Below are 23,179 nucleotides of genomic sequence, written 5' to 3'. Positions count from 1 at the left end.
GATCAAATTTCAACAATAGTTTTAGGAATTAGACCATAGTCTTAGCCAACTGAATTCATTGGTTATTTGTGACATAACTCGATTGGCTATCGTTTGGCTTTCTTACCGAAGCTTTCGATGTGTTTTCAACTGACACAAAAAAGCGGCCGAAGCCGCTTATTATTCACTGTTTTCTTAATTTATATTTACTTGAATAGCTTACAACTCAACGCTGCAACTAGCGTTAGTCTTCATTGATAGAAGAGATTTTATGAATTGAAAGGTCCGCACCGTTGAACTCTTCTTCTTCACTCAAACGTAAGCCAGTTAGTCTGCTCAGCACGCCATAAACAATCAAAGCGCCAGTCAGAGCAACAGCGATACCAGCTAACGTACCGACAACCTGAGAAGCAAAACTCACCCCCCCTAGCCCCCAGAATGCTTGCTGGCCGAAGATACCAGCTGCGATGCCACCCCAAGCGCCACACACGCCGTGTAGAGGCCACACACCCAATACATCGTCAATCTGTGTTTTGTTTTGCATGTACGTGAACAAGTAAACAAACAAAGCGCCTGCAACGCCGCCCGTCACCAAAGCGCCTAGTGGGTGCATCAAGTCTGAACCAGCGCAAATCGCGACTAAACCAGCCAAAGGCCCATTATGGATAAAGCCTGGGTCATTTTTTCCTGCCACAAGCGCCGCAAGAATACCGCCGACCATTGCCATTAATGAGTTCATCGCAACTAGGCCGCTGATGCCATTAATAGCCTGAGCTGACATCACATTGAAGCCAAACCAACCCACACATAAGATCCACGAACCCAGAGCTAAGAATGGAATGTTCGACGGTGCGAAGTTGGTGTGTTTGCCAGCGCGGATACGGCCTTTACGCATGCCTAGGAAGTAAACTGCGACCAATGCAATCCAACCGCCAACGCCGTGAACAACAACAGAGCCCGCGAAGTCGTGGAATCCGTAACCAAATTGGCCTTCTAGCCACGCCTGGAAGCCAAAGTTACCGTTCCAAATGATGCCTTCAAAAAATGGGTAGATGCAACCAACGGTAAACAGTGTCGCAATCAAAATGGGATAGAAACGTGCACGCTCTGCGATACCGCCAGAAACAATCGCAGGGATAGCCGCTGCAAAGGTCATTAGAAAGAAGAACTTAACCAGTTCGTATCCATTACCTTGTGATAGCGTTTCAGCATTGGTAAAAAAGTGCGCGCCATAAGCGACCCAGTAGCCGATAAAGAAGTAAGCAATAGCGGAGACACCAAAATCCGAGAGAATCTTAACCAGCGCATTGACTTGGTTCTTCTTTCGAACAGTACCGACTTCGAGAAAGGCAAAGCCAGCGTGCATCAAGAAGACCATGATGGCACCGAGTAATAGGAATAAAGTATCTGAACTTTGGGTAAGGGTTTGTACTGCACTATGAACTTGAGTCACCGTTTCACTCATTAAAGCATTCTCCTTCGCTTTATCTGATTTGCACTGATATCGTGCGATTCAATGATGTAATTAATTAAAGACTCAACAGTGAACGCAAGATGTGTTCCAACTGCATGGCGTAATTTTCGTGCAACAGAATTGACTTTTAAGTTATTGATTAAAAATAAATAAATTTCCCGCTGCACGTTCTTGGCTCTTAGAGGGCGAAAAAGCCACATGAACGATTGCACCAACATAGGGAGTTGCACTATATTGAAGCGGTCAATGGGGCGAATTTTATTCAGAGTTGAGTGACTCAGAGCTGCTTGTAGTTATCTAGGTGTTTAAACACAAAAAGCCCAGTGAAATGAATCACTGGGCTTTATAAATGACTATTGCTCTGGGCAAGTCGTTATCGCGCTAGTTCGAAGCTTAACTCTTCCATTCGCTTGCTAGTTAGAGCTAGAGGTTCGGTCCTGTTGAAGGGTTTTGAGGTAGGTTTTGACTTAAACGCTGCATACCTTGATACATGCGGATAAACCAAACCACAATTGCGATACCACCGAATAACATACCTACATATGGAATGTAGTAAGCGATGTAATCGATAATATGGTTTTGATACCAGTAATCGTTCACACCGATCAACACGCCATTAGAGGTCGCTACCGTTACGATAAGCACCACAAAGAACGTTAAGTTCAAGAAGAAAGAGCGAATCAAGCCGTAATAATGCGTATCCACGACTTCGCCGTCTTCCCCTTTATCTAAACGATAGCCTGCGTAGATAATCGCGACCACACCAGAGAGAAGACAAGTAAATGGTGTAAAGCAGCTTAGGATGTAAGCAACCCAAATACCTTTATGAGGTTTGTTCATTTTTATTCACCCTTTCACTTTTCTCTGTTACTGCGTTCGCGCTTTGTTCAACGCCGTTTTTCTCTTGTTCCATCACTTCTTTGTACCAAAGGTCATGGTGTTCTTTTGCCCAGGTTTCGTCTACTTCTCCAGTTACCATACCTTCTAGTGCGCCTTCCATACCGAACAGGCCGATGTAGATGTGGAATACGAAACCACAAATAAGGATCAGAGCCGCCAACATGTGAACAAGGTTTGAAAGCTCCATATCACGTCGAGTTTGACCAAAAATTGGGAAGTCCAAAACCAAGCCACTGATCGCAGCGATACTACCCATAACAATCAATAGCCAGAATAACGCTTTCTCACCCGCGTTAGAAAACTCTGCAGATGGATGAGAACCTTTATGTTTCCCGACCATACCACCCAGTTTTATGAACCACTGGATATCGACCATTTTGAAAATCGATTTGCGCCACCATTTGATAAGAAGAGCCATCAACAGCACATAGAAAATCGGGCCGATGTAGTTGTGGTATTGCTTGGCCAATAGAACGATGAAACCCCAAAGGTCCGTTGGAATGTACGGCTTCAAGAAGTGCTTACCGTAAACCAACATCAAACCACTGAACGCCAGTGTTAAGAAGGTAAACGCCATACTCCAGTGCAAAGCACGGTCAAGTCGAGACCAACGTTTGATCTTACGGCCTGTTCTTGGTGCGCTCAGCATTAGTGGGCCAATCACAACGTACATTAGAGTAACGAAAGCAATACTGCCAAAGATAGCAACAGCGCCGGCTGGCGACATCCACTTCTCTTTCAGTATGTACCATGTTTGCCCAGGGGCACTGATTAACACACCGTGCTCAGCAGATTGAGATGTGGTGTAACCTTCCTCACCGTTTCTTACTTGTCGCCAAAAATCGGCGCCAGCAAGTTGTGTTATTTCTCTTTCTGCACTATTCGATTGAGTTTGTGATGAGTTCGTCTCAGATGCATGACTCATAGGAGAAAGCACTGTTAGTGCTGCCAACATTGGCAGCACTACAAGGAAGAGACGCTTAAACATTGTAAGCATATGTCTCTCCTAACTAGCTCTTCATCGCATCGTAAGAAAGGTCGTTGCCGTCTGTCCAACCGGCACCTTTCGCACCGCGCTCTACAATACGCTGACGGAAGATATCAGAGACTTGATCAGCATCACCGGCAAGTAGCGCTTTTGTCGAACAAAGCGAAGCACACATTGGTAGCTTTCCTTCAGCAATACGGTTCGCACCGTATTTTTGACGCTCTTCAACAGAACCTGGTTCTGTTTCAGGGCCGCCAGCGCAGAAGGTACATTTGTCCATCTTACCGCGCTCACCAAAGGCTTCCTGTTTAGGAAATTGAGGTGCGCCAAACGGACAAGCAAACAAGCAGTAACCACAACCGATACAAAGATCTTTATTGTGAAGTACAATGCCGTCTTCGGTATGTTCAAAACAGTCTGCAGGACAAACTGCCATACAAGGCGCATCAGTACAGTGCATACACGCTACTGATATTGAGTTTTCACCCGGTTCACCGTCGTTCAGTGTCACAACGCGGCGACGTTGGATACCCCATTCCAGAGCATCATCGTTTTCATTCTTACATGCAGTGACACAACCGTTACATTCGATACAACGTTTGGTGTCACAAAGAAATTTCATTCTAGCCATTTTAAGACTCCTTACGCTTTACGAATATTACAAAGGGTTACTTTCGTTTCCTGCATCAACGTGACAGGGTCGTAACCATATGTGGTTGCTGTGTTAGCAGCTTCACCAATAACGTAAGGATCAGTGCCTTCTGGGTATTTAGAACGCAAATCTTCGCCTTGGAACTTACCACCGAAGTGGAATGGGATGAACGCCAGCCCCGGTTTCACACGACGTGTGACCATCGCTTTCACCTTAATACGACCTTTTTCTGCGCCCTCGACCCAAACATCGTCACCGTCTTTGAAGCCGATGTCGTTTGCGTCTTTTGGGTTCACTTCAACAAACATCTCTTGTTGCAGTTCTGCTAACCAAGGGTTAGAACGAGTTTCGTCACCACCACCTTCGTATTCAACCAGACGACCAGAAGTCAGGATAATCGGGTATTCACTAGACTTGTCTTGGTCTTGAATTGACTTGTACAACGTAGGTACACGGAAAATCGCTTCTTTGTCATCCCACGTTGGGTAATCAGCAACAAGATCACGACGTGGTGTGTAAAGCGGCTCACGGTGTAGTGGCACTCTATCTGGGAATGTCCAAACAATCGCACGCGCTTTCGCATTACCAAACGGGATACAACCATGCTTGATAGCCACACGTTGAATACCACCAGAAACGTCAGTCTTCCAGTTTTTACCTTCAGCCGAGGCTTTCTCTTCTGCTGTTAGGTCATCCCACCAACCCAGTTGTTTCAGTAGTTTGTCACTGAACTCAGGGTAGCCATCTTTGATTTCGCTGCCTTTTGAGTAGCTGTCTTCAGCTAACAGGCTTTGACCTTCAAATTCGACACCGAAACGAGTACGGAAGTTACCGCCGCCCTCAGCAACAGGTTTAGACGTATCGTAAAGGATATGCGTACCTGGGTGTTTCATCTCTGGGTTGCCCCAACATGGCCAAGGCAGACCGTAAGTCTCACCATTTGCTGGGCCGCCTTCTGCAGCAAGCGTGGTTTTGTGGAACGTGTGCCAGTTTTGTTGGTGTTCTTTCAAACGCTCTGGGCTTTGACCTGTGTAACCGATCGTCCACATACCTTTGTTGAATTCACGCGTGATGTCTTCAATCAGTGGTTGGTTGTTCTCTACACGGATGTTTTTGAATAGTTGATCAGAGAAACCAAGCTTCTTAGAAAGAAGGTACATGATTTCGTGGTCAGGCTTAGATTCGAACAGAGGATCAACCACCTTGTCACGCCACTGTAGAGAACGGTTTGATGCCGTTACACTGCCGTAGGTTTCAAATTGAGTAGTCGCTGGAAGCAGGTAAACGCCGTCAGTACGATCGTTCATTACCGCTGCGACTGTTGGGTATGGGTCAACGATAACCATCATATCCAGCTTCTGCATCGCCTTCTTCATTTCTGGACCACGAGTCTGAGAGTTCACTGCGTGACCCCAGTAGAACATGGCACGGATGTTTTCGCGTTGACGAATCTTGTCTTTGTCTTCGAGTACGCCATCAACCCAACGAGAGACAGGAATACCTGCACTGTTCATTGGTTTTTGACCGCCGTATGCGTTGTCGTCGAAACGTCCTTTGATCCAGTCAAAGTCTACGTCCCAAACTTTCGACCAGTGGCGCCATGAGCCTTCAGACAAGCCGTAGTAACCTGGAAGCGTGTCTGATAGTACGCCAAGGTCAGTTGCGCCTTGTACGTTATCGTGACCACGGAAGATGTTTGCACCACCACCTGACTTACCGATGTTACCTAGTGCAAGCTCAAGTACACAGTAAGCACGAGTGTTGTTGTTACCCGTAGTATGTTGAGTACCACCCATACACCAAACGATACAACCCGGACGGTTTTCAGAAAGCAGTTTTGCAGTGTGGTAAACGTCTTCTTCGCTTACGCCAGTAACGCGCTCAACTTCAGCAGGGCTCCACTTCGCGACTTCTTCACGGATCTCGTCCATGCCGAATACACGTTGGCGAATGAACTCTTTGTCTTCCCATTGGTTTCCAAATACATGCCATAAGATGCCCCAAATGAAGGCAACATCTGAACCTGGGCGAAGAGAAACATAGTGATCAGATTTCGCAGCAGTACGCGTACGACGAGGATCCGCAACCACGATCTTACAGTTGTTCTTTTCTTTCGCGATCAGGATGTGTTGCATCGCAACTGGGTGAGCTTCCGCAGGGTTCGAGCCAATGAACAGCATTGATTTACAGTTGTGCATGTCATTGAACGAGTTTGTCATTGCACCGTAACCCCAAGTGTTCGCAACACCAGCTACTGTGGTTGAGTGACAAATACGCGCTTGGTGGTCAACGTTGTTCGTTCCCCAAAGCGACGCCATCTTACGGAATGCGTAAGCTTGCTCGTTACTGTGTTTTGCACTGCCTAGGAAGTAAACCGAATCAGGGCCAGACTCTTTGCGAAGTTCTAGCGCCTTGTTGCCGATTTCTTCAATCGCTTGTTCCCAAGAAAGCTTCTTCCACTTACCGCCTTCCAATTTCATTGGGTACTTAAGACGACGTTCACCGTGGCCGTGCTCACGCAGAGCTGCGCCTTTAGCACAGTGTCCACCAGCGTTGAATGGGTGATCGAATGCAGGCTCTTGACCCGTCCAAACACCGTTTTGAACTTCAGCGTAAATACCACAACCCACAGAACAGTGAGAACAGATCGTACGTTTTACTTCTGTTTTCGCTTCAGGGTCGACTGATTTAGCCTGTGCTTTCTTCATCATGCCCGGAGCGAATAGACTTGCGCCTACTACCGCACCACCAGCAGCCAATGAAGTATTTTTCATGAACGCGCGACGAGACACACCTAACTGATTGGTTTCTTTGCTCACACTATCGGAGCGTTTGACAAGTTTCATCCGTTATCTCCTAAAGTGTGTCGTAGTAATCGCGAATATGTTGCGTTTCACGATAGCCCGTCTTCTTCACGTCTTCTTTGGGCATTTCAACCGTTTCTGAAGCGGTTGCCACTTTGGTTGTACCAGCGACAACGGCACCAGCAACGGCTGCAGTCGTTAAACCTTTGAGTAAGTCTCTACGGCTTGTATCTATTTCTTTATTATCTTTCATCATTGCTTCCTTACCTTGCGGTAGATCTTTTTGGAGGCTTCATGCCCCTCTATCGATATAATCGCGTACTGCTCGATTACTCGTAATCAGTGACGTTTTTCACATCAATCTTTAATTTGTGTTTACTGCTTTTTGTATTCACGCTGAAACGAACCTGCTCCAACGTTAAGAATGCTTCACATAACTGAGCTGCAGATTTGTAGAAGTTGGCACTCTCTGCTGCTTCAAGCTGACGTGTAAAAGAGTTAAACCAAGGACCGATATGTTTATTGAAAACGGCTTGTTGTAGCGCGTCTTCTTCATCGGTTAGCATCGCCATTACTTCACAAAGAGCCGCGATATGATCTTCAGGCTCTTTAACCTGCTCATCACGCTCAATGCCAAGCAATTCAAGATCGTGACGGATCTCAGCTAATGGTTTTTCCATCATCGATCCTGTTCTGTGCCAAGAACCGAATGGAACAATCTCTCCGCGGCCAATGCCTATGAACAAGTCTTGATATTCGTCTTTTAATGCTTCTTGATTTGATTCAGTTGCTGCTTGTTTAATAGCAATCCAAGCCTTTTGCATCGCGCTTTCAGACGCTTCAATGTCTAGCGTCTTTAGAAAATCAATCACCTCTTCAGAAGGTGCGCTACGAAACAATGCAGAAAGAACCAAATAGATTTCAACTCTTAGTGTCTGTTCCTGTGCTTGTTCTAAATGAGTATCCAAAGCCAACTCCTAGTATTTAAGTTGTTTCAATGGGTCTTGAGCCATTGAGTCGAACATGTCCACTACACGACAGTCTTCACACATCGCAATACGATTAATCGCAGTTTCATCTGAAAAATGAGAGTGACCGCGTAACTTATTCTGTAACATGTCAATCATGGACTGTGGTGCGAATGGCTTATGACAACGTAAACATTCCGCGGCTTTCTCTTCATGAATCACAACGGCCTTCTGACGTTCTTCTTTCACCCAGTTCATGCGAGGCGTTAGAGTCAGAACATTTTCAGGACACGCTTTTTCACACAAACCACATTGAATACAGTCTTGTTCTACAAACTTAAGCGATGGAGATGTACCGTCGGTATGAAGCGCACGTGTCGGACACACAGCCACACAACTCATACATAACGTACAATCTTTGCTTTCACACGAAACTGTGCCATATGGCGCATTTGATGGAAGCTCAACAATGTTCTCAACAGGAATGCGAGATGAAGACATAGCATCAAGTGCTGTGAAGAGGCGTTGACGTTTATTGCCTTGAAGATCGCCAAGTGCAAGATCGAATGAATCAACACACAGAGTTGGAGGACCTTCACGTAGAGACTCTAAATACAGAATATCGATGGTTTCTTTTGGAACACCGATTTGGTCCAGTAACTCTTGAGCGATCCCTACTTCGTTATTCAGAACACGAATGATCGTTTCTGGCATAAAACGAGAAGCAGCAAACAGAACTTGAGTTGCGCCATTCACTAGCGCTGCAAACCAAGTATCGATACCAATAGAAGGCAGTTCTTCAACAACGATTGGAATCACGTTATCTGGCAGTGCTTTTAGAGCCATCACATTGTAAGTCTCATGACGAGAGCTACAGATGAGTACGATTGGATCCAGACCGCCCGCTTGCTCATAGTTCGCTAGCGTACGTTCAATGAATTTTTGAGTGTCGTCAGGATTTGGAAGCGCATAGGTAATCGCTTCTGTAGGACAGCTTGTTGCACAAGTTCCGACGCCTTGACATAGATAAGGGTTAATCTCGATCTTGTGACCCGTCTTATCCGAGCCTTCACTTGATAGTGCACCAGCAGGACAAGCGTCAACACAACGCTCACAGCCTTTAACGCCACGTGAACTGTGCGCACATAGGTCTGTGTCTAAACGGAAGAACTTAGGCTTATCAAATGTGCCCATTAGCGTTGGAATCTCTTCCAGTGCTTCAGCCAGTTTTGGATAGCCACGGCCTACTGGGTAATAACCCGGTACAGGCACTTCTTCTGTCATGCAGCTATTCAGACATAGGTCTAGAACAACATCGAAACAATCGTGATTAATCGCGACTTTCGCTAGGTTGCTTGATGTGCCTTTACTTTCGATCACAACTTCAAACGTGCCAAGGAAACCGGATACTTGAACCGAATTCGCGAAGTACAATTCTGGGTTTGTGCCCTTTTCACCATCTGTCGACAATAAAGTTAGGCTAGTTAGCTGAGGTAATTGCGCAGCCGCACTTTCGATGATCGCAGTTGGACCAATAATGAGTGTATTTCCCCCGCTCTCATAACTGACTGTCGGTGGAATTAGGTTTGTTAATTCGACTGTATTTTCAAATGCATACAGTCTTGCTTTAGCGTTATTTGAAGTTGCTTGTTCTAATAATTGTTTAAGCATTGCTCAGTTCCATCTTTGGACATGGATAATCTGTTCAACCTTCATTGTAGTTAGCGTTAGAGAACTTGCTGAGTAATCAGTTAACAGCTAATTGTTTCGTTAGCTATTCATTATCCATTCAACCTTACTCAAGCTATCTACAAAAAAGTCGATAATGAACGATATTTAGCAAGTGCCATGCCAAATTAATAATTCATTATTTTCAATGAATTAGTGTGATTCTGAGTATCTTTAGATAATAAAAAAGCCGCTTGGGACATTTTGTCGCAAGCGGCTCATTGAGTGTTTAGTCAAAATGTACCTATTCTTTGTGTGGTATATTTTGTCTCACCTCTTTTAAGTATCTTCGTTAGTCACTGTATCATTATTGCTGGTTACTGTGTTTTTATACAGTTCTTTTTATTCCCCCGCAATTTCGTCACTTTCACTGAGTTCTGATTCGGTCACTTCGGCTTCGTTAATAGAGTCATCAACCTCATAAATCAAAATTTCTTCTTCATTATCAGCGACTTGATCTGATTCGTTTACTGTGTCTTCTTCTGTCTTGTCTTTTACCCAATCGCGAAGCGTTTCTGCAACACCTTCAGAGAGAGTCTTCAAATTGCTGTAATCGTCGTCGTAATCGTCCAAGCCATCACGCACGTTAAACTCCTCTGAGAGGAATAATTTACGTAATGCGGTTTTTTTTACGCTTTCTGAGGCTTCTGACACCAATAATTGAGCAACAGGCAAATCTTCAGTCGATTCTGATGCCGTATCTTGGGAGTCGACAGCATGAGCTTCTTCATCGCTTTCTAAAGCATCACTTTCTAAAGCATCACTTTCTAAAGCATCACTTTCTAAAGGCTGAGGTGCTTCTGCGGCAGCAGCAGGTGAAAGATCAGTAGATAGAATCTCAGAAGATACAGAATCGGAGGAGGTAAGTTCTATTTCTTCCAGTGTTTGTTCTGCTTCAAAAGGCTCGTCAGTGGATTCATCAAGTTTTCGTTGAGACCAACGGCTAAAGAAATTAGTTGCCATTTGATCTACCCACCCCTTTACGTTTCTTGCGCCTTGCTTCTAATAACTCGCCATGACGACCGATGAATGCTTCCATCCAAGCTTGTACGGGCAGAGGCATGTCGTAAGACAGCACTTGGTTGTCTCCGTCCATGTACTGCCCTGCTACGGTTTGTGATGCTGTAAGTAACTGAATTACGGGCTTAACACCAGAATCAACATTATCCATTACTAAGAAAAGCTTAGGTTGCTGAGAGCTTAGGTTGAAACGATAGTCTGTACGCTCGTCTTTATGTAATTGGAGTAAACACACGTCTTGGGCATCGTCTTCTGGCGACAGTTCAAACCCAGTTAATTCCCATTGAGTCGTGACCCAGATACCTGTTTTGATCTCTTTCTCTATTCTTTGGACACCGATTGGCCAAGCTGCTTCTGTTTTTTCATATTGTTCTTTGAATTCTTTTATCTCAGACATACTTCACCCAATTGATTTTCTTTGGTCTGAATACACTTAGGACATTTTGTACTGAGCGCAATCATATACCCCCTACATAGCAATAAACACGCCAATACACGATAACTTTGACTATCCTACATAATGCCTTTCACTAGTCAGTTAACCCTATAACGTTAGCCGATACTCGTAAGTTCAGACAGCTCCCCCGACGAACTCTCTTATTTTGCGCTATTTTCATCAAATGCTTCATGTTTTTTGGAATCCCCGTTATTTTGGAATGAGAATTGCTAAATGCTTGAGTTAAAGTAAAACTAAAACTGAACAAATTACAGCGAACAAATGTATTCTATAGAGTCATAGGATGGCTCTTGTTGACTTCTTATCTCATAACATCGCTGTCTCATTAAGTAGGACATGACTGTGGTAAAACCAAACATAATAAAAACCAGTGAAAACCCACTTCAGACAATCGAAGTTGAAGTGTTTGATGAATATGGCGAAAAGTTAACCAAACAAATCGCTTGCGAGCGCCCTCTCACGGTCATGTTGAACTGGAAAGAGATAGTCACGCTGATGACACTCGGCTCACGCCCTGAAGCGTTAGTGTTAGGTTATTTGAAGAACCAAAGCTTCCTTTCCGATCCTGAAGCGGTTGAATCAATTATCATCGATTGGGAAACCAGCTCTGCAGCGGTTATCACCAAAGAAGACACGAGCCAACTTGAGCAAGCGCTTAAGAAGAAGACAGTAACCTCTGGCTGCGGTCAGGGCACCATGTTTGGTAACGTAATGAAGCAGTTGGAAAATTACCAAGTGCCTCAAACCAAGATTAAGCAATCTGAAATCTACACAGCGCTTGAAGCGTTGACTCATTACAACGACACCTACAAGAAGGCTGGCGCAGTACATGGTTGTGCAGTGTGTAAAGACGACCAAGTGTTGTCGTTTGTGGAAGATGTTGGCCGACACAATGCCGTTGATACATTAGCTGGTGAGATGTGGCTTAACAAAGAGTCAGGTGAAGACAAGATCTTCTATACCACAGGTCGTTTAACATCTGAGATGGTGATTAAGGTTGCTCAGATGGGTATCCCTGTTCTGCTATCACGTTCTGGCGTAACGCAAATGGGCTTAGACCTGGCTCAGAAGTTCGGCATCACAACCATTGCTCGCGCTAAAGGTTTACGCTTCCAAGTGTTCACGGGTGCAGACAAGATCGACTTTGATGTGAAAGGTGAACAATCAGCAGCCGGACAAAAAGCGTGAGTTCGACTTGGTGATTCGCTAATTGTTTTTAATGTAAAATTCTGATGTGAAGAGTTAGTGGCTCACAAGAGATAAATACAAAAACGCCGTCAGCTTTTCAGTATGACGGCGTTTTCTTAGTTAAAGCTTAAAGTTTCCAACCTCTTGAGTTGGAAACTAAGGCCTGCTTAATGCTTAGCCGCGTGCTTTCAAGAACTCAGCGTAAGTACCGCGGAAGTCGTTGATCTTGCCGTCTTTGATCTCAAGGATACGAGTTGCTAGCGAGTCTACGAATACACGGTCGTGAGATACGAAGAACAGTGTGCCTTTGTAGTTCTCAAGAGCCAAGTTAAGCGCTTCGATAGATTCCATATCCATGTGGTTCGTTGGTTCATCCATAAGTAGGATATTTGGCTTGTGCATCATGATCTTGCCAAGAAGCATACGACCTTGCTCACCACCAGAGATAACCTTTACAGACTTCTTGATATCATCTTGACCAAACAGCATACGACCTAGGAAGCCACGAACAACTTGCTCGTCTTCACCTTCTTGGCGCCATTGACTCATCCAATCAAACAGGTTCATGTCTGTCTCAAAGTCATGTGCATGATCTTGAGCATAGTAACCAATGTTTGAGTTTTCAGACCACTTGTATTCACCAGTGCGAGGTTCCAAAGCACCTGCTAGTGTGTTGAGTAACGTTGTTTTGCCCACACCGTTCTCACCAATAATAGCAACACGCTCGCCTACTTCGAAAATCGCATCGAACTTGCTGTAAAGGTCTTCTTCAAAACCTTGAGATAGATTTTCAACCACAAGTGCGTTACGGAATAGCTCTTTAGACTGTTCGAAACGGATGAACGGGTTTTGACGGCTAGACGCTTTAACTTCGTCTAGTTGAATTTTGTCGATCTGTTTAGCACGAGATGTCGCTTGTTTCGCTTTAGATGCGTTAGCTGAGAAACGAGAAACGAACGTTTGAAGTTCAGCAATTTGCGCTTTCTTCTTCGCATTATCAGAAAGTAGACGCTCACGAGCTTGTGTTGCTGCTGTCATGTACTCATCGTAGTTACCAGGGTAAAGACGAAGCTCACCGTAATCAAGATCAGCCATGTGTGTACAAACAGAGTTTAGGAAGTGACGGTCGTGCGAAATGATGATCATTGTGCAGTTACGTTGGTTTAGCGTATCTTCCAACCACTTGATGGTGTCCATGTCCAGGTTGTTCGTTGGTTCGTCAAGAAGCATGATATGCGGGTCTGCAAACAGTACTTGAGACAATAGAACACGAAGTTTCCAACCCGGTGCTACTTCGCTCATCAGGCCGAAGTGCATTGATTCTTCAATACCTACTGCAAGAAGAAGCTCACCCGCTTTCGCTTCTGCCATGTAACCGTCCATTTCAGCGAACTGAACTTCAAGGTCAGCCACTTTCATGCCGTCTTCTTCGCTCATTTCTGGAAGCGAGTAGATACGGTCACGTTCTTGTTTGATAGCCCAAAGCTCTTTGTGACCCATGATAACCGTATCGATTACCGTGAATTCTTCGTAAGCAAACTGGTCTTGGTTTAGCTTAGCAACACGCTCATTTGGATCGTAGCTTACGTTACCAGCACTTGGCTCAAGTTCACCAGATAGGATCTTCATGAACGTCGATTTACCACAGCCATTCGCGCCGATTAAACCGTAACGGTTACCCTCGCCGAACTTAACTGAAATATTTTCGAAAAGTGGCTTAGCACCGAATTGTTGAGTGATATTTGCTGTGGAGATCAATGCATTTACCTTTTTAATGTGAAAAACGCCGCAACGTTACTTGTTCAAGGGTTTAACTGCAAGTCTTGATTGTAATTACCCGTCATTAATTGAGCATAACCCAGTCAAATTATACTTTGAGTTAACTCACACTTTTTATTCTCTATCTTACCGCTAAAAACGTTGTTCTTTAGAAACAACAAAATAGAGAACGATAACCAATATTGGGGCTTATGTGTCCTCTACAATGATCAAATTCTCTAGCACAGCTAGTTATTTACAAACTTCTTTGATATCAGTAACACGTGCATAGCAAGACGCTCAAATACTAGCCTGAAACCTGACAGCATCATGGGCATGATGAAAGAAACAAGAATAAAGTACTTATCTCCAAACGGAGTTAGATTTCACAAAATAAGGTTAACTAACTATAGTATTCCTAACCTCATAATTTTAAGAGACTTTTATGCATTTATTATTGCGCTTCTTATTACTCACATTAGCCCTGCTCTCTTGGCCTGTTAATGCCAACTTGGAATATGACGTGCAATTACAACCTGAGGTGTCGGAGGTTGTTCAAAATCTGGCTAAACGAATCGATGCACTGCCTGACCCTTTGTTTATGGACGAATCGGATAAACGTAAAGTCAGTATCTTGCTTGCTGACGTAATACGAATTCAAAACCAACAAATCGAAACGTTTGAACGACAGCTCAAAACATATCGAGACAAGGCCGATTCAGACCAGTGGTTCTTTGTTGAATCGAGTTACTTAACATTAAAAAGTTTGAACGTCAGTAAACAGGACCTGTTAGAGCAAACAACGAACGCGAACAGAGATCGCCTAACGGGTTTCGGCCCTTATGGGGTAACCCAATTTAAGCAGGAATGGCAGCTAACTCAACTGAATGTCGAGTACTTGGTGTATTTACAAACTCGTAGCTTCAACGCTTTGATTACAGAGATCTTCATTTCACCGGTCCCAGTTATTTGGGCTTCATTGAAGGTATTGTTTATCTATTTCTGTTTAGCCTGGTGGTTATCAAACAGCACGCGTCTTACCGAATTATTCCGAGTTAATATTTTGGAAGCCAAGCAGAACCCTCCTTTTTTGGTCCGTTTGGTTTGGTATATCAGCCGTGCCCATCGTGCGATAGCGTGGTTAATTGCTATCACTATCTCATTGCGAGTGCTCTCCAGTTTGCCTAGTCTGCAGCACTTGATCTTCCTAGAGATTTTTACGTGGTGGATACTTGGTGGTTCGATCGCGATTAGCTTTATACTCGAATTTGCTTATCGTATGAGTAGAACTTCAAACCAAGAAGTCGTTGCACTCCGTTTGTCTACTATCCGACGTTATGTATGGAGTTTTATTGTCGCGGGCGTAATCCTTCAGATCTCTATTAAAACTCTTGGTAAAGCTACCATTTACAGCTGGATCTACAGTGCTCTGTTCGTATGGTTTGTACTGGTCACGATATCTGTTCTACGCCTATGGCGTTCAAAGGTATTTGACGCCCTTTCGCATATCTCAGAAAGACCGGTATGGGTCAACTGGGCGGTTAACCGCAAAGACACTTTCCTACTTAATATAATAGCCACAGTACTGGGGATTATATGGTTGGGTATCTACAGCGGTCAGCATCGCATCATGGTTCTGCTTTCTAATTACACACTGTTTAGCCAAGCTTTGGCTTACCTATTTAGAATCGAAGTGGCAAAGCAATCTGATCTTGATAAAAGCCAGCAAAACTTAGTACGAATCAAAGGCGATCAAACTTTTGAATACATACTTCCGGGCTCGATCGACAGCACACTAATTGATTACGCTGGCGACGAAGTGAAACAATTGTCTCGTTACCTCATGTCGGACAGCCCTGCTATCTGTATCGTGTCTGGTGAACGTGGCATTGGGTCAACAACTCTGCTTTATACTTTACTGCACAAAGTTTCTAATGCTGAACCCCTTTACGTCAGTTGCCCTTATGCCGGATACCAAGAGTTTCTATGTCACCTCGCCATGAGTATTGGTTTAGATGAAGACGCTACAGAAATTCAAATCTTGGCACATTTAAGGAAAAGCGAAACAACTTACTTGATCGCAATTGATAATGCTCAGAGGCTGGTTAAACCAATGGTCGGAGGCTTATCTGATCTTATCCGTTTAACTAATTTATTACGTCGTTCTAAAAAGAATCACCGTGTAGTGATGTCGATTGCAAAGTCTAGTTGGCGCTTTGTTGATAGAGCGCGTGGTGAACGCTTGTTGTTTGATTTGGTTTGCTTTCTGCCACGTTGGACAGAGAAACAAATCGGTGAGCTACTGACAAGCCGTATTAATACCGAGTTAGAAAAACCGCTGTCGTTTGATGGCTTGGTCGTTCCCAAACAGTGGGATCAAGATGACATGACAGAAGAAGAACGCGCTCGCCAAGGTTTCTATCGGATCTTATGGCACTACTCAGATGGCAACCCTACTGTCGCCTTGCGTTTCTTCCGTTTCTCTCTAAATCGGAATAAAGAGACGGATCAAGCTGTAGTGAGATTGTTTCATGTGCCAGAAGCGCAAGAACTCGAAAACATGCCTAAACCTATGTTGGCTGTGTTGCGCTCTATTGTGCAGTTGGAAATCGCGTCTCCTGAAGTGCTGTCTGACTGTACTCAATTGAGTATCGCTGAAATTACTGGGGTTTTACGTTACTTCGAGAGCCGTGGTTACATTGGTTGGAATGAAGATAAGGCAAAGATTTCAGATCACTGGTTCCGGCACATTACCAACGTCCTCGACCGTCAACATTTATTGGTGAAGTAAAATGAAGAAGTTATTTGTCCTATTACTTGTTGGCCTAGCGACGACGGTCAGTTTTCCGATCTACGCAACGGAAGAGTTAGCTAACGTAGAAAACATTTCGAAGATAGCTAGCTTAGTACGATGGAGCGGCGTGTTCTTTTCCATGATCGTGATAGCAGCAATGTGGTTATTGCTTAAATTCATCAATTCGTTGGTGACAAGCTTTGGTAGCCAATTCGTGCAATATAGAATGTTGTTGCAAAAGCTGCAGTCGTTTACTCAGTTCTTCATTTACGTAAGTACAGGGCTTATCGTATTCATGATGAGTTTTCGAATCAACGACCAAATACTGGCTCTGATTGGGGGTACCCTCGCCGTGTCGGTTGGCTTCGCACTTAAAGATTTGGCGGCATCTTTCATCGCTGGCATCACGGTGATGATTGATAGACCGTTCCAGGTTGGTGATCGTGTTACGTTTGAGGGCAACTACGGGGATATCATTACTATCGGTTTACGCTCTGTAAGGATGAGAACTTTAAACGACGACATCATTACGATTCCAAACAACAAGTTCTTGAATGAAGTGACCACCAGTGGAAACTATGGCGCGTTGGATATGCAAGTGGTGATTCCGTTTTATGTTGGGATGAATGAAGACATCACTCTCGCCCGTGATTTGATTCAAGAGGCTGCTTCTTCAAGCCGCTACATTCACTTACCAAAGCCGGTGACTGTTCTTGTTAAACAGACGATTACTGACAACTACCTAGCGATACAGTTAACGTGTAAGGCTTATGTAGTGGATACGGCGTATGAGAAGTTGTTCGAGACAGACATTACCCTTCGAGTAATGAAAGAGTTTAAAAAGCACAACATTAATCCACCGCAAATTTCAGTGGCGGCGCATTAATCAAGATTGGTTTCAGATTTAGCTTTCTGTGTTCTATTTAGCCACTTAGTTATTAACGAACGAAAACACCTCCGAACTATCTCAAGTGCGGAGGTGTTTTTTATGAGGTTGCTATGTGTGGAAAGGGATTTACACCTTAAAGTACTTCAACTGGTCAGTAAGATGTTCTGTGGTGTTGGCCATTTTCTGGCTGTCTTCTGCGAGTGATTGTGACGCTTGGAGAACTTCGTTAGCCGCTAAATGAATACCGGTGACATTTTCACTCATTTCCGTCGCAACGGTGCTCTGTTGCTCCGACGCTGCAGCAATCTGTGCCACCATGTCATTAGCGTTATGAAGTTCATTAACAATCACATCAAGCTGCTGACGAGTTTCGTTAGAGGCAACGACACTATGATCGACTTTCTCATTACTGCTTTGCATCGCTTTAAAGGTACGCTCTGCTTGCTGAGTCAGCTTCTCAATCGTCGCCTGTACTTCATTGGTTGAGTTCTGAGTACGGCTCGCTAGGTTACGTACTTCGTCTGCCACTACGGCGAACCCTCGCCCTTGCTCTCCAGCCCGTGCAGCCTCTATTGCTGCGTTAAGCGCAAGCAAATTAGTTTGTTCTGATACATCACGTATCACACTCACCACTTGGCTTATCTCAGTGACGCCTGATTGCAGATCTCTCACTAGGTCGTTTGCTGTCGAAATATTCTCTGAAACCTGGGATATCGTCTTAGACGTCACTTGCATGTTCTTGTCATTTTGGTTTGCATGACCGACCACTTTATTGGTGCTCTCGGCGGTATTTTCTGCATTAACCGCGACATCAGAAATGGTGGCGCTCATCTCGGTCATTGCGGTAGACAATAACTCAAGCTGTGCGTGTTGCGAGTTCACACTGGTTGCGGCTTCTTCACTGGCTTGGGCAATGTGACTTGCCATGTTGCTGGATAAATCCGCCGATTCATTGGCAGTGCGAAGTGTGCTTTGTAGTTTTTCGAGCATGGTATCAATTTGATGACTCATATCACCCAACTCATCTTTGCGCGTCATATTCATACGTACGCGAAGATCGCCGTCTGCAATCTTATGGGTGTTATCAATCAGCTTGTTAAGTGGGGCGAGTATATTATTTGAAATCGCATATCCCATCGCAAACAACAGACCCGATAAAACAACGGCAACCACCCCTTCTTTAATGGCTAACGCATAGAAGGCTTCTTGAATGTCCGCAACTAGGATGCCCGAGCCCACAATCCAATTCCATTCGGGGAACAGCTGTACGTAGGAAATCTTGTCTTTGAGTTCACCTTGCGGGCTCATCCATTGGTAATCAAGAAAGCCTTTCTCTTCTGGAGTAAGAGAAATAGTCACCATCTCACGCCAATGGTGTTTACCCGCGCCGTCTTTCAAGTTTCCGGCATTGGTGCCATTCAGCTCTGGCTTTAATGGGTGGTTAATGATGTTGAGTTGCTGGTTTAAAATCCAGAAATAGTTGATGTTGTCATAGCGAAGCGTTTCAATGGCTTGTAGTGCTTGTTTCTTTGCTACCTCTTCGCCAAGAACATTACGTTGGTCATAATAGTGTTGAGCTAAGCTGACCGCTGTTTCGACTTGAGCACTGAGTTTATCTTGTCGCTCTTGCATGGAGCTTTCACGTTGCTGGATTAAATTAAAGGTCGACGCCATTCCCAATAGAACAACCGATAAAACGACGATGGATGCGAGCTTAGATTTGATGGATAGATTACTTAGTTTCATAGCTGACTGACTTTATTATCTTTTTTGATTATGAATTTTGGAGCAAGGTATCAAAAAATCGCGCAGCTAAGTTGATATGCATCAAGTGAACTATATATACACTGTGTTACATAATCAAAAAGAGGTGCCCGTCAAATAGCCATAGGTTGAGCTTTTGTTGGCGATAGATTAGTAGTGCGGAATTTTCGTGCTTGGGCTAAAACGTTCGTATAATAGCCCAAGCGCGTTAGAAATATTATCGGGTAATAATATCAGTGAATTAGTTGTTAGAACTTATAGATTTGATACTAGCAATTGAGGCGTAGCTTTCTGTTGAAGGTAAATACTAAAGCGACTTCCTTTACCCACTTTCGATTCAACTCGTATCTCGCCGCCCGTTTGGCTCAATATACTTTGAGAAACGGATAAACCTAAGCCCGTACCGTCGCGTTTGGTGGTGTAGAAAGGCGAGAAGATGCGTTTCAGTTGTTCTTCATTGATACCACAACCTTCATCTTCCACATGAACAATCGCCCCATGAGACACGCCATTTTCAAGCCAGTCTTCACTTGAGATAGTCAATGTGCCCTGTCCGTCCATGGCATGAATGGCATTCATTTGTAGGTTAACTAGAATCTGCAATAATTGGTTTCGGTTCACTTCCACTGAGGTTTTAGCATTCAGTTGTGATACGTACACAATGCCTTTTTTCTTCGCGCCTGTTTTTACAAGCGTGATACTTTCATCAACGATTGGGTTGATGTGTTGCCAAGTGATTTCATCTTGTACACCACCGTGTCGGCTGTATTGAAGCAGGCTTCGGGTGATGTTTCGGATACGGTCAATCTGCTCCATGATGGCGTGGACTTCTTCGTCTACACGGCTCACTTCATCACCCAACTCAAACTTCATTAGCTCAACGTTACCAAGAATCACAGCGGTTGGGTTGTTGATCTCGTGGGCAATGCCCGCGGTTAATTCACCTAACGCAGCCAATTTTTCATTGACCACCAGCTTATCTCTGGCTTGATTGAGCAGTTTGATGTGCAGTTCGAGTTCTTCTGTTTTCTCCTTTAAACTCGCTGTACGCGAGTGAACCTTACATTCCAGTTCAGAAGCCGCTTGTTGAATCTCTTGATTACGTTCATGAAGTAAGTCCAACATCTTGTCGAACTGTTTAGCGAGTAGTGTTAATTCATGTTGATCATCCAGACCAAGCGCGCCAATTCGCTTGTCTTTACCCATCTGTACTAGCTTGACCACTTTATGAATGCGTTCAATTGGGTTGAAAAGATCACGTGCACCACGATGAACGATTAATCCAGAAGCCAGCAATAGCAGCACAATCGTAATGCTGATTTCACCAAGGTTGGTCAGATATGTTTCTATCAACGGCCAAATCAGATAACCGGTATAAAGCATGCCAATCACATTATCGAACTGGTCATGTATAGGCTGATATGCGGTGATGTACCAAGCGTCGTAAACATACGCGCGATCTAGCCACTCTTTGCCTTCGTTTAAGACTTTTGAGTGAACCTCATGCGAAACACGCGTACCAATCGCGCGTCCTGCACTCTTTTCACTGCTTAAAGGCACGTTCGTGCTGACACGTAGATCATCAAGGAACACGGTGACAGTACCAATACGACGATTAAGTCCATCGCGTTGCGGATAGATCAAGTTACTGATTTGATCGACGAGTTGTGTACTGTTGTTGAGTAGGATACCGCCATCTAGAAAACCAATTACACGGTCATTCTCATCCCGGATGGATACGACTGTGCGACTGACTAGACCTCGTGTTTCGACACTCTGTCCGTTAAGCATAGGCACTTCTGCTTTTCTCGCGAGATCTCGGTCTAGGTTGCTGAGTTCATTTTGGCTTAATACGCTGAAAAACGACGCTTTATGGGTCAGATTCAGGTATTCCAGCTTCTTATCCATACGTTCGACACTATGCCAGCGTAGAAAATCGAGTTCATAGCGAGATTTGTTTTCTGAAACCCAACGTGTGAGCTCTTCTTTTGAAATATCACTCGAAAGTTTGATCCGGAAGTTGTAAGACTCAGCAAATGCTCGGACGTTATAGGCCTGTTGGCTTTGAATCAGTTGAATACTATTATCAGCAACGTCCAAGCGCTCATCAACATCAATCAATGCCCCCTGCCACGTGTAATGAACCGACCAATACAGCGTGATAGCAACAAGCGCGCACAACGTCAGAATGATCGGCGCAGATGTCAGAAACAATAAACGGTAACGCACCATGGTCTTGAAGCGGAACGCCCACTTGGACCACCATTGACGTCTAATCGGCATATTCAGAGCCTTCTGTATTCCAGTCTTTGTATTTACGTTCTAAGGTTTTTCGTGCAACACCAAGATCTCTTGCTGCTGCAGACTTATTACCATCATGGAAACTTACCAACTGTTCTATATGGGATTTTTCCACTTCTTTGAGCGTCCAAGTATTTGGGTAGCCCTCTACGGCGTCTGCGTTATTCAGGTTTGGTACTTCTGCGCCGTGTGACACCGTCACTGAAATGCTGGTTGGTGCAGGGTCGCCATTCACTTCACGCCAATAGTGAGCTGGTGGTTTGTCTAATAAAATGCAGCGTTCCACTAAATTTTTAAGTTCCCGAATATTCCCCGGCCATTCGTATTCATTCATCGCTAAGATATCTTCATGTGCCCAGTTTGGAAGTGGCATGCCTAGCTCACTCGATAATAGGCGGGTGAAGTATGGAACTAGCTCAATAAGATCTGATGGACGCTCTCTGAGTGGCACCACATCAATCTTCAATACATTCAATCGATAGAAAAGATCGCGACGGAAGTTTCCTTTATCTACCTCTTGTTGAAGGTTACGGTTGGTCGCCGCCACCACTCGTACATCGACGGCAATTTCTTTCTCACTACCGACCGGACGAATGGTTCGTTGCTCTAATACACGTAAAAGTGCGGCTTGCATTGGCAATGGCATTTCACCAATTTCATCAAGGAAAAGTGTGCCGCCGCTTGCCACTCTGAATAAGCCTTCACGATTTTTCTTCGCGCCAGTAAACGCGCCAGAGGTGTGGCCAAACAATTCGCTTTCGAGAAGTTCTGGAGCAATTGCGCCACAGTTAATTGGCACAAATGGCCCTGTTCGCTTGCTGGCTTCATGCACGCCACGCGCAACTAACTCTTTACCTGTGCCCGACTCGCCTTCAATAAGAACCGATGCTCGTGATGGTGCGAACTGGCTGATAAGTAGCTTTAGCTGTTTGGTTTTGTCTGAACTACCGATTAGTTCGGTTTTGATATGACGGCTAACATCGCGCTTCAACGCGTATTGCATCCTTTGATCTAGGCGTTTGTCCATGCAGCGCAAAACGGCTTGTATCATCTGCTCTAGGTTGAACGGTTTTAGGATGAAGTCAGAAGCACCAAGCTTAAGTGCCGAAATGGTCATCTCTAAATCGGCATAGCCAGTCATGAAGATCACATCGGCTTTTCGGTCACTGTCGTTAAAAGCTTCTTCCCATTCAATACCAGAACGGCCTGGAAGGTTGATATCGAGAACGATGAGATCGAAGTGTTCGTTACAACGTAGAACCTCAGCTTCTTCTACTGAACCTGCACTCGATACCTTGCCAAAGTACTTACCTAGTGCTTTCTTAAGAATTGCCTGCATCCCAATTTCATCATCAACAACCAAGACAGAAAATGCCTGATATTGAGTCAATGTGTTTGAATTGAGATGAGACGCGCTTGAACTAGGTAAAGACATAATGATCAGCCGATAGGGAAAGTTGGGACAGAGTGTACCAATTAACCTTTTGATCAACAGGGTCAACGTGCGACATTTTG

At 44.5% G+C, this 23,179-nt stretch carries 17 protein-coding genes and 1 pseudogene; 3 read left to right on the top strand and 15 right to left on the bottom strand.

Annotated features, from left to right (window positions below):
• Positions 1-223: 223 nt before the first annotated feature.
• The 10 genes and pseudogenes from OCV24_RS07590 to OCV24_RS07545 all read right to left on the bottom strand — a co-directional run bounded on the left by OCV24_RS07590 (position 224) and on the right by OCV24_RS07545 (position 10,910).
• Positions 224-1,444, bottom strand: a complete 1,221-nt coding sequence (locus tag OCV24_RS07590) for an ammonium transporter (RefSeq protein ID WP_150878010.1) — start codon at positions 1,442-1,444, stop codon at positions 224-226.
• Positions 1,445-1,876: 432 nt separating this feature from the next.
• Positions 1,877-2,293 (bottom strand): hypothetical protein, encoded by a 417-nt coding sequence (locus OCV24_RS07585; protein WP_017057267.1) that lies wholly within the window; start codon positions 2,291-2,293, stop codon positions 1,877-1,879.
• A complete protein-coding gene (locus OCV24_RS07580; RefSeq protein WP_137007369.1) occupies positions 2,277-3,350 on the bottom strand; it encodes a formate dehydrogenase subunit gamma in 1,074 nt (357 codons plus the stop codon). The genes OCV24_RS07585 and OCV24_RS07580 overlap by 17 nt, the downstream gene beginning before the upstream one ends.
• A 13-nt stretch (positions 3,351-3,363) precedes the next feature.
• Complete coding sequence (gene fdh3B / locus OCV24_RS07575) at positions 3,364-3,972, bottom strand: formate dehydrogenase FDH3 subunit beta (protein ID WP_150878012.1); 609 nt, start codon at positions 3,970-3,972, stop codon at positions 3,364-3,366.
• An 11-nt stretch (positions 3,973-3,983) separates the two neighbouring features.
• Positions 3,984-6,839, bottom strand: coding sequence for a formate dehydrogenase subunit alpha (locus OCV24_RS07570; RefSeq protein WP_150878014.1), 2,856 nt, complete (start codon positions 6,837-6,839; stop codon positions 3,984-3,986).
• Positions 6,840-6,849: 10 nt separating this feature from the next.
• Positions 6,850-7,050, bottom strand: coding sequence for a twin-arginine translocation signal domain-containing protein (locus OCV24_RS07565; RefSeq protein ID WP_029222953.1), 201 nt, complete (start codon positions 7,048-7,050; stop codon positions 6,850-6,852).
• Between the two features lie 76 nt (positions 7,051-7,126).
• The gene (locus OCV24_RS07560; protein WP_136980459.1) at positions 7,127-7,765 is read right to left on the bottom strand and encodes a TorD/DmsD family molecular chaperone; all 639 of its coding nucleotides are present in this window, start codon (positions 7,763-7,765) and stop codon (positions 7,127-7,129) included.
• A 9-nt stretch (positions 7,766-7,774) separates the two neighbouring features.
• Positions 7,775-9,436, bottom strand: a complete 1,662-nt coding sequence (locus OCV24_RS07555; protein ID WP_146441466.1) for a 4Fe-4S dicluster domain-containing protein — start codon at positions 9,434-9,436, stop codon at positions 7,775-7,777.
• A 301-nt stretch (positions 9,437-9,737) separates the two neighbouring features.
• Positions 9,738-10,456: pseudogene (locus tag OCV24_RS07550) on the bottom strand (DUF3306 domain-containing protein).
• Positions 10,446-10,910: a DUF3305 domain-containing protein gene (locus OCV24_RS07545; RefSeq protein ID WP_137007374.1), complete on the bottom strand. Its 465-nt coding sequence runs from the start codon at positions 10,908-10,910 to the stop codon at positions 10,446-10,448. Before OCV24_RS07545 ends, OCV24_RS07550 begins: the two are co-directional and overlap by 11 nt.
• 402 nt (positions 10,911-11,312) lie before the next feature.
• Here OCV24_RS07545 and fdhD point away from each other — a divergent pair, with 402 nt between their 5' ends.
• Positions 11,313-12,158, top strand: coding sequence for a formate dehydrogenase accessory sulfurtransferase FdhD (fdhD, locus tag OCV24_RS07540; protein ID WP_136980456.1), 846 nt, complete (start codon positions 11,313-11,315; stop codon positions 12,156-12,158).
• A gap of 174 nt (positions 12,159-12,332) precedes the next feature.
• Here fdhD and OCV24_RS07535 read toward each other — a convergent pair whose 3' ends face one another.
• Together OCV24_RS07535 and OCV24_RS20800 are read right to left on the bottom strand one after the other, a co-directional pair.
• Positions 12,333-13,916, bottom strand: coding sequence for an ABC-F family ATPase (locus tag OCV24_RS07535; protein WP_017057276.1), 1,584 nt, complete (start codon positions 13,914-13,916; stop codon positions 12,333-12,335).
• A gap of 432 nt (positions 13,917-14,348) precedes the next feature.
• Positions 14,349-14,426 (bottom strand): hypothetical protein, encoded by a 78-nt coding sequence (locus tag OCV24_RS20800; protein ID WP_150878063.1) that lies wholly within the window; start codon positions 14,424-14,426, stop codon positions 14,349-14,351.
• Between OCV24_RS20800 and OCV24_RS07530 the strand changes: the two genes are divergently transcribed.
• Positions 14,401-16,707: an ATP-binding protein gene (locus OCV24_RS07530; RefSeq protein ID WP_390902101.1), complete on the top strand. Its 2,307-nt coding sequence runs from the start codon at positions 14,401-14,403 to the stop codon at positions 16,705-16,707. The genes OCV24_RS20800 and OCV24_RS07530 overlap by 26 nt on opposite strands.
• A 1-nt stretch (position 16,708) precedes the next feature.
• Positions 16,709-17,596 (top strand): mechanosensitive ion channel family protein, encoded by an 888-nt coding sequence (locus tag OCV24_RS07525; RefSeq protein WP_060467677.1) that lies wholly within the window; start codon positions 16,709-16,711, stop codon positions 17,594-17,596.
• 129 nt (positions 17,597-17,725) lie between these two features.
• Here the strand turns inward: OCV24_RS07525 and OCV24_RS07520 are convergent, their stop codons facing one another.
• From OCV24_RS07520 to OCV24_RS07510, 3 genes are all read right to left on the bottom strand, one after another.
• Entirely contained in the window at positions 17,726-19,345 is a 1,620-nt protein-coding gene (locus tag OCV24_RS07520) for a methyl-accepting chemotaxis protein (RefSeq protein ID WP_102506494.1), read from the bottom strand.
• A gap of 273 nt (positions 19,346-19,618) precedes the next feature.
• Entirely contained in the window at positions 19,619-21,646 is a 2,028-nt protein-coding gene (locus tag OCV24_RS07515) for a sensor histidine kinase (protein ID WP_137033185.1), read from the bottom strand.
• Positions 21,636-23,099: a sigma-54-dependent transcriptional regulator gene (locus OCV24_RS07510; RefSeq protein ID WP_150878017.1), complete on the bottom strand. Its 1,464-nt coding sequence runs from the start codon at positions 23,097-23,099 to the stop codon at positions 21,636-21,638. The genes OCV24_RS07515 and OCV24_RS07510 overlap by 11 nt, the downstream gene beginning before the upstream one ends.
• Positions 23,100-23,179 lie beyond the last annotated feature (80 nt).

Origin of the sequence: Vibrio kanaloae (genome assembly GCF_024347535.1) — a bacterium.
GTDB lineage: Bacteria > Pseudomonadota > Gammaproteobacteria > Enterobacterales > Vibrionaceae > Vibrio > Vibrio kanaloae.
This window is presented reverse-complemented; position numbering and strand designations above follow the sequence as displayed.

Bases quoted from the DNA above. Each gene is read 5' to 3' on its own strand.
- fdh3B (WP_150878012.1), bottom strand. From the start codon at position 3,972: ATGGCTAGAATGAAATTTCTTTGTGACACCAAACGTTGTATCGAATGT.
- OCV24_RS07510 (WP_150878017.1), bottom strand. From the start codon at position 23,099: ATGTCTTTACCTAGTTCAAGCGCGTCTCATCTCAATTCAAACACATTG.
- OCV24_RS07545 (WP_137007374.1), bottom strand. From the start codon at position 10,910: ATGTCTGAGATAAAAGAATTCAAAGAACAATATGAAAAAACAGAAGCA.
- OCV24_RS07585 (WP_017057267.1), bottom strand. From the start codon at position 2,293: ATGAACAAACCTCATAAAGGTATTTGGGTTGCTTACATCCTAAGCTGC.
- OCV24_RS07520 (WP_102506494.1), bottom strand. From the start codon at position 19,345: ATGAAACTAAGTAATCTATCCATCAAATCTAAGCTCGCATCCATCGTC.
- OCV24_RS07555 (WP_146441466.1), bottom strand. From the start codon at position 9,436: ATGCTTAAACAATTATTAGAACAAGCAACTTCAAATAACGCTAAAGCA.
- OCV24_RS07570 (WP_150878014.1), bottom strand. From the start codon at position 6,839: ATGAAACTTGTCAAACGCTCCGATAGTGTGAGCAAAGAAACCAATCAG.
- OCV24_RS07590 (WP_150878010.1), bottom strand. From the start codon at position 1,444: ATGAGTGAAACGGTGACTCAAGTTCATAGTGCAGTACAAACCCTTACC.
- OCV24_RS07580 (WP_137007369.1), bottom strand. From the start codon at position 3,350: ATGCTTACAATGTTTAAGCGTCTCTTCCTTGTAGTGCTGCCAATGTTG.
- OCV24_RS07525 (WP_060467677.1), top strand. From the start codon at position 16,709: ATGAAGAAGTTATTTGTCCTATTACTTGTTGGCCTAGCGACGACGGTC.
- OCV24_RS07565 (WP_029222953.1), bottom strand. From the start codon at position 7,050: ATGAAAGATAATAAAGAAATAGATACAAGCCGTAGAGACTTACTCAAA.
- OCV24_RS07515 (WP_137033185.1), bottom strand. From the start codon at position 21,646: ATGCCGATTAGACGTCAATGGTGGTCCAAGTGGGCGTTCCGCTTCAAG.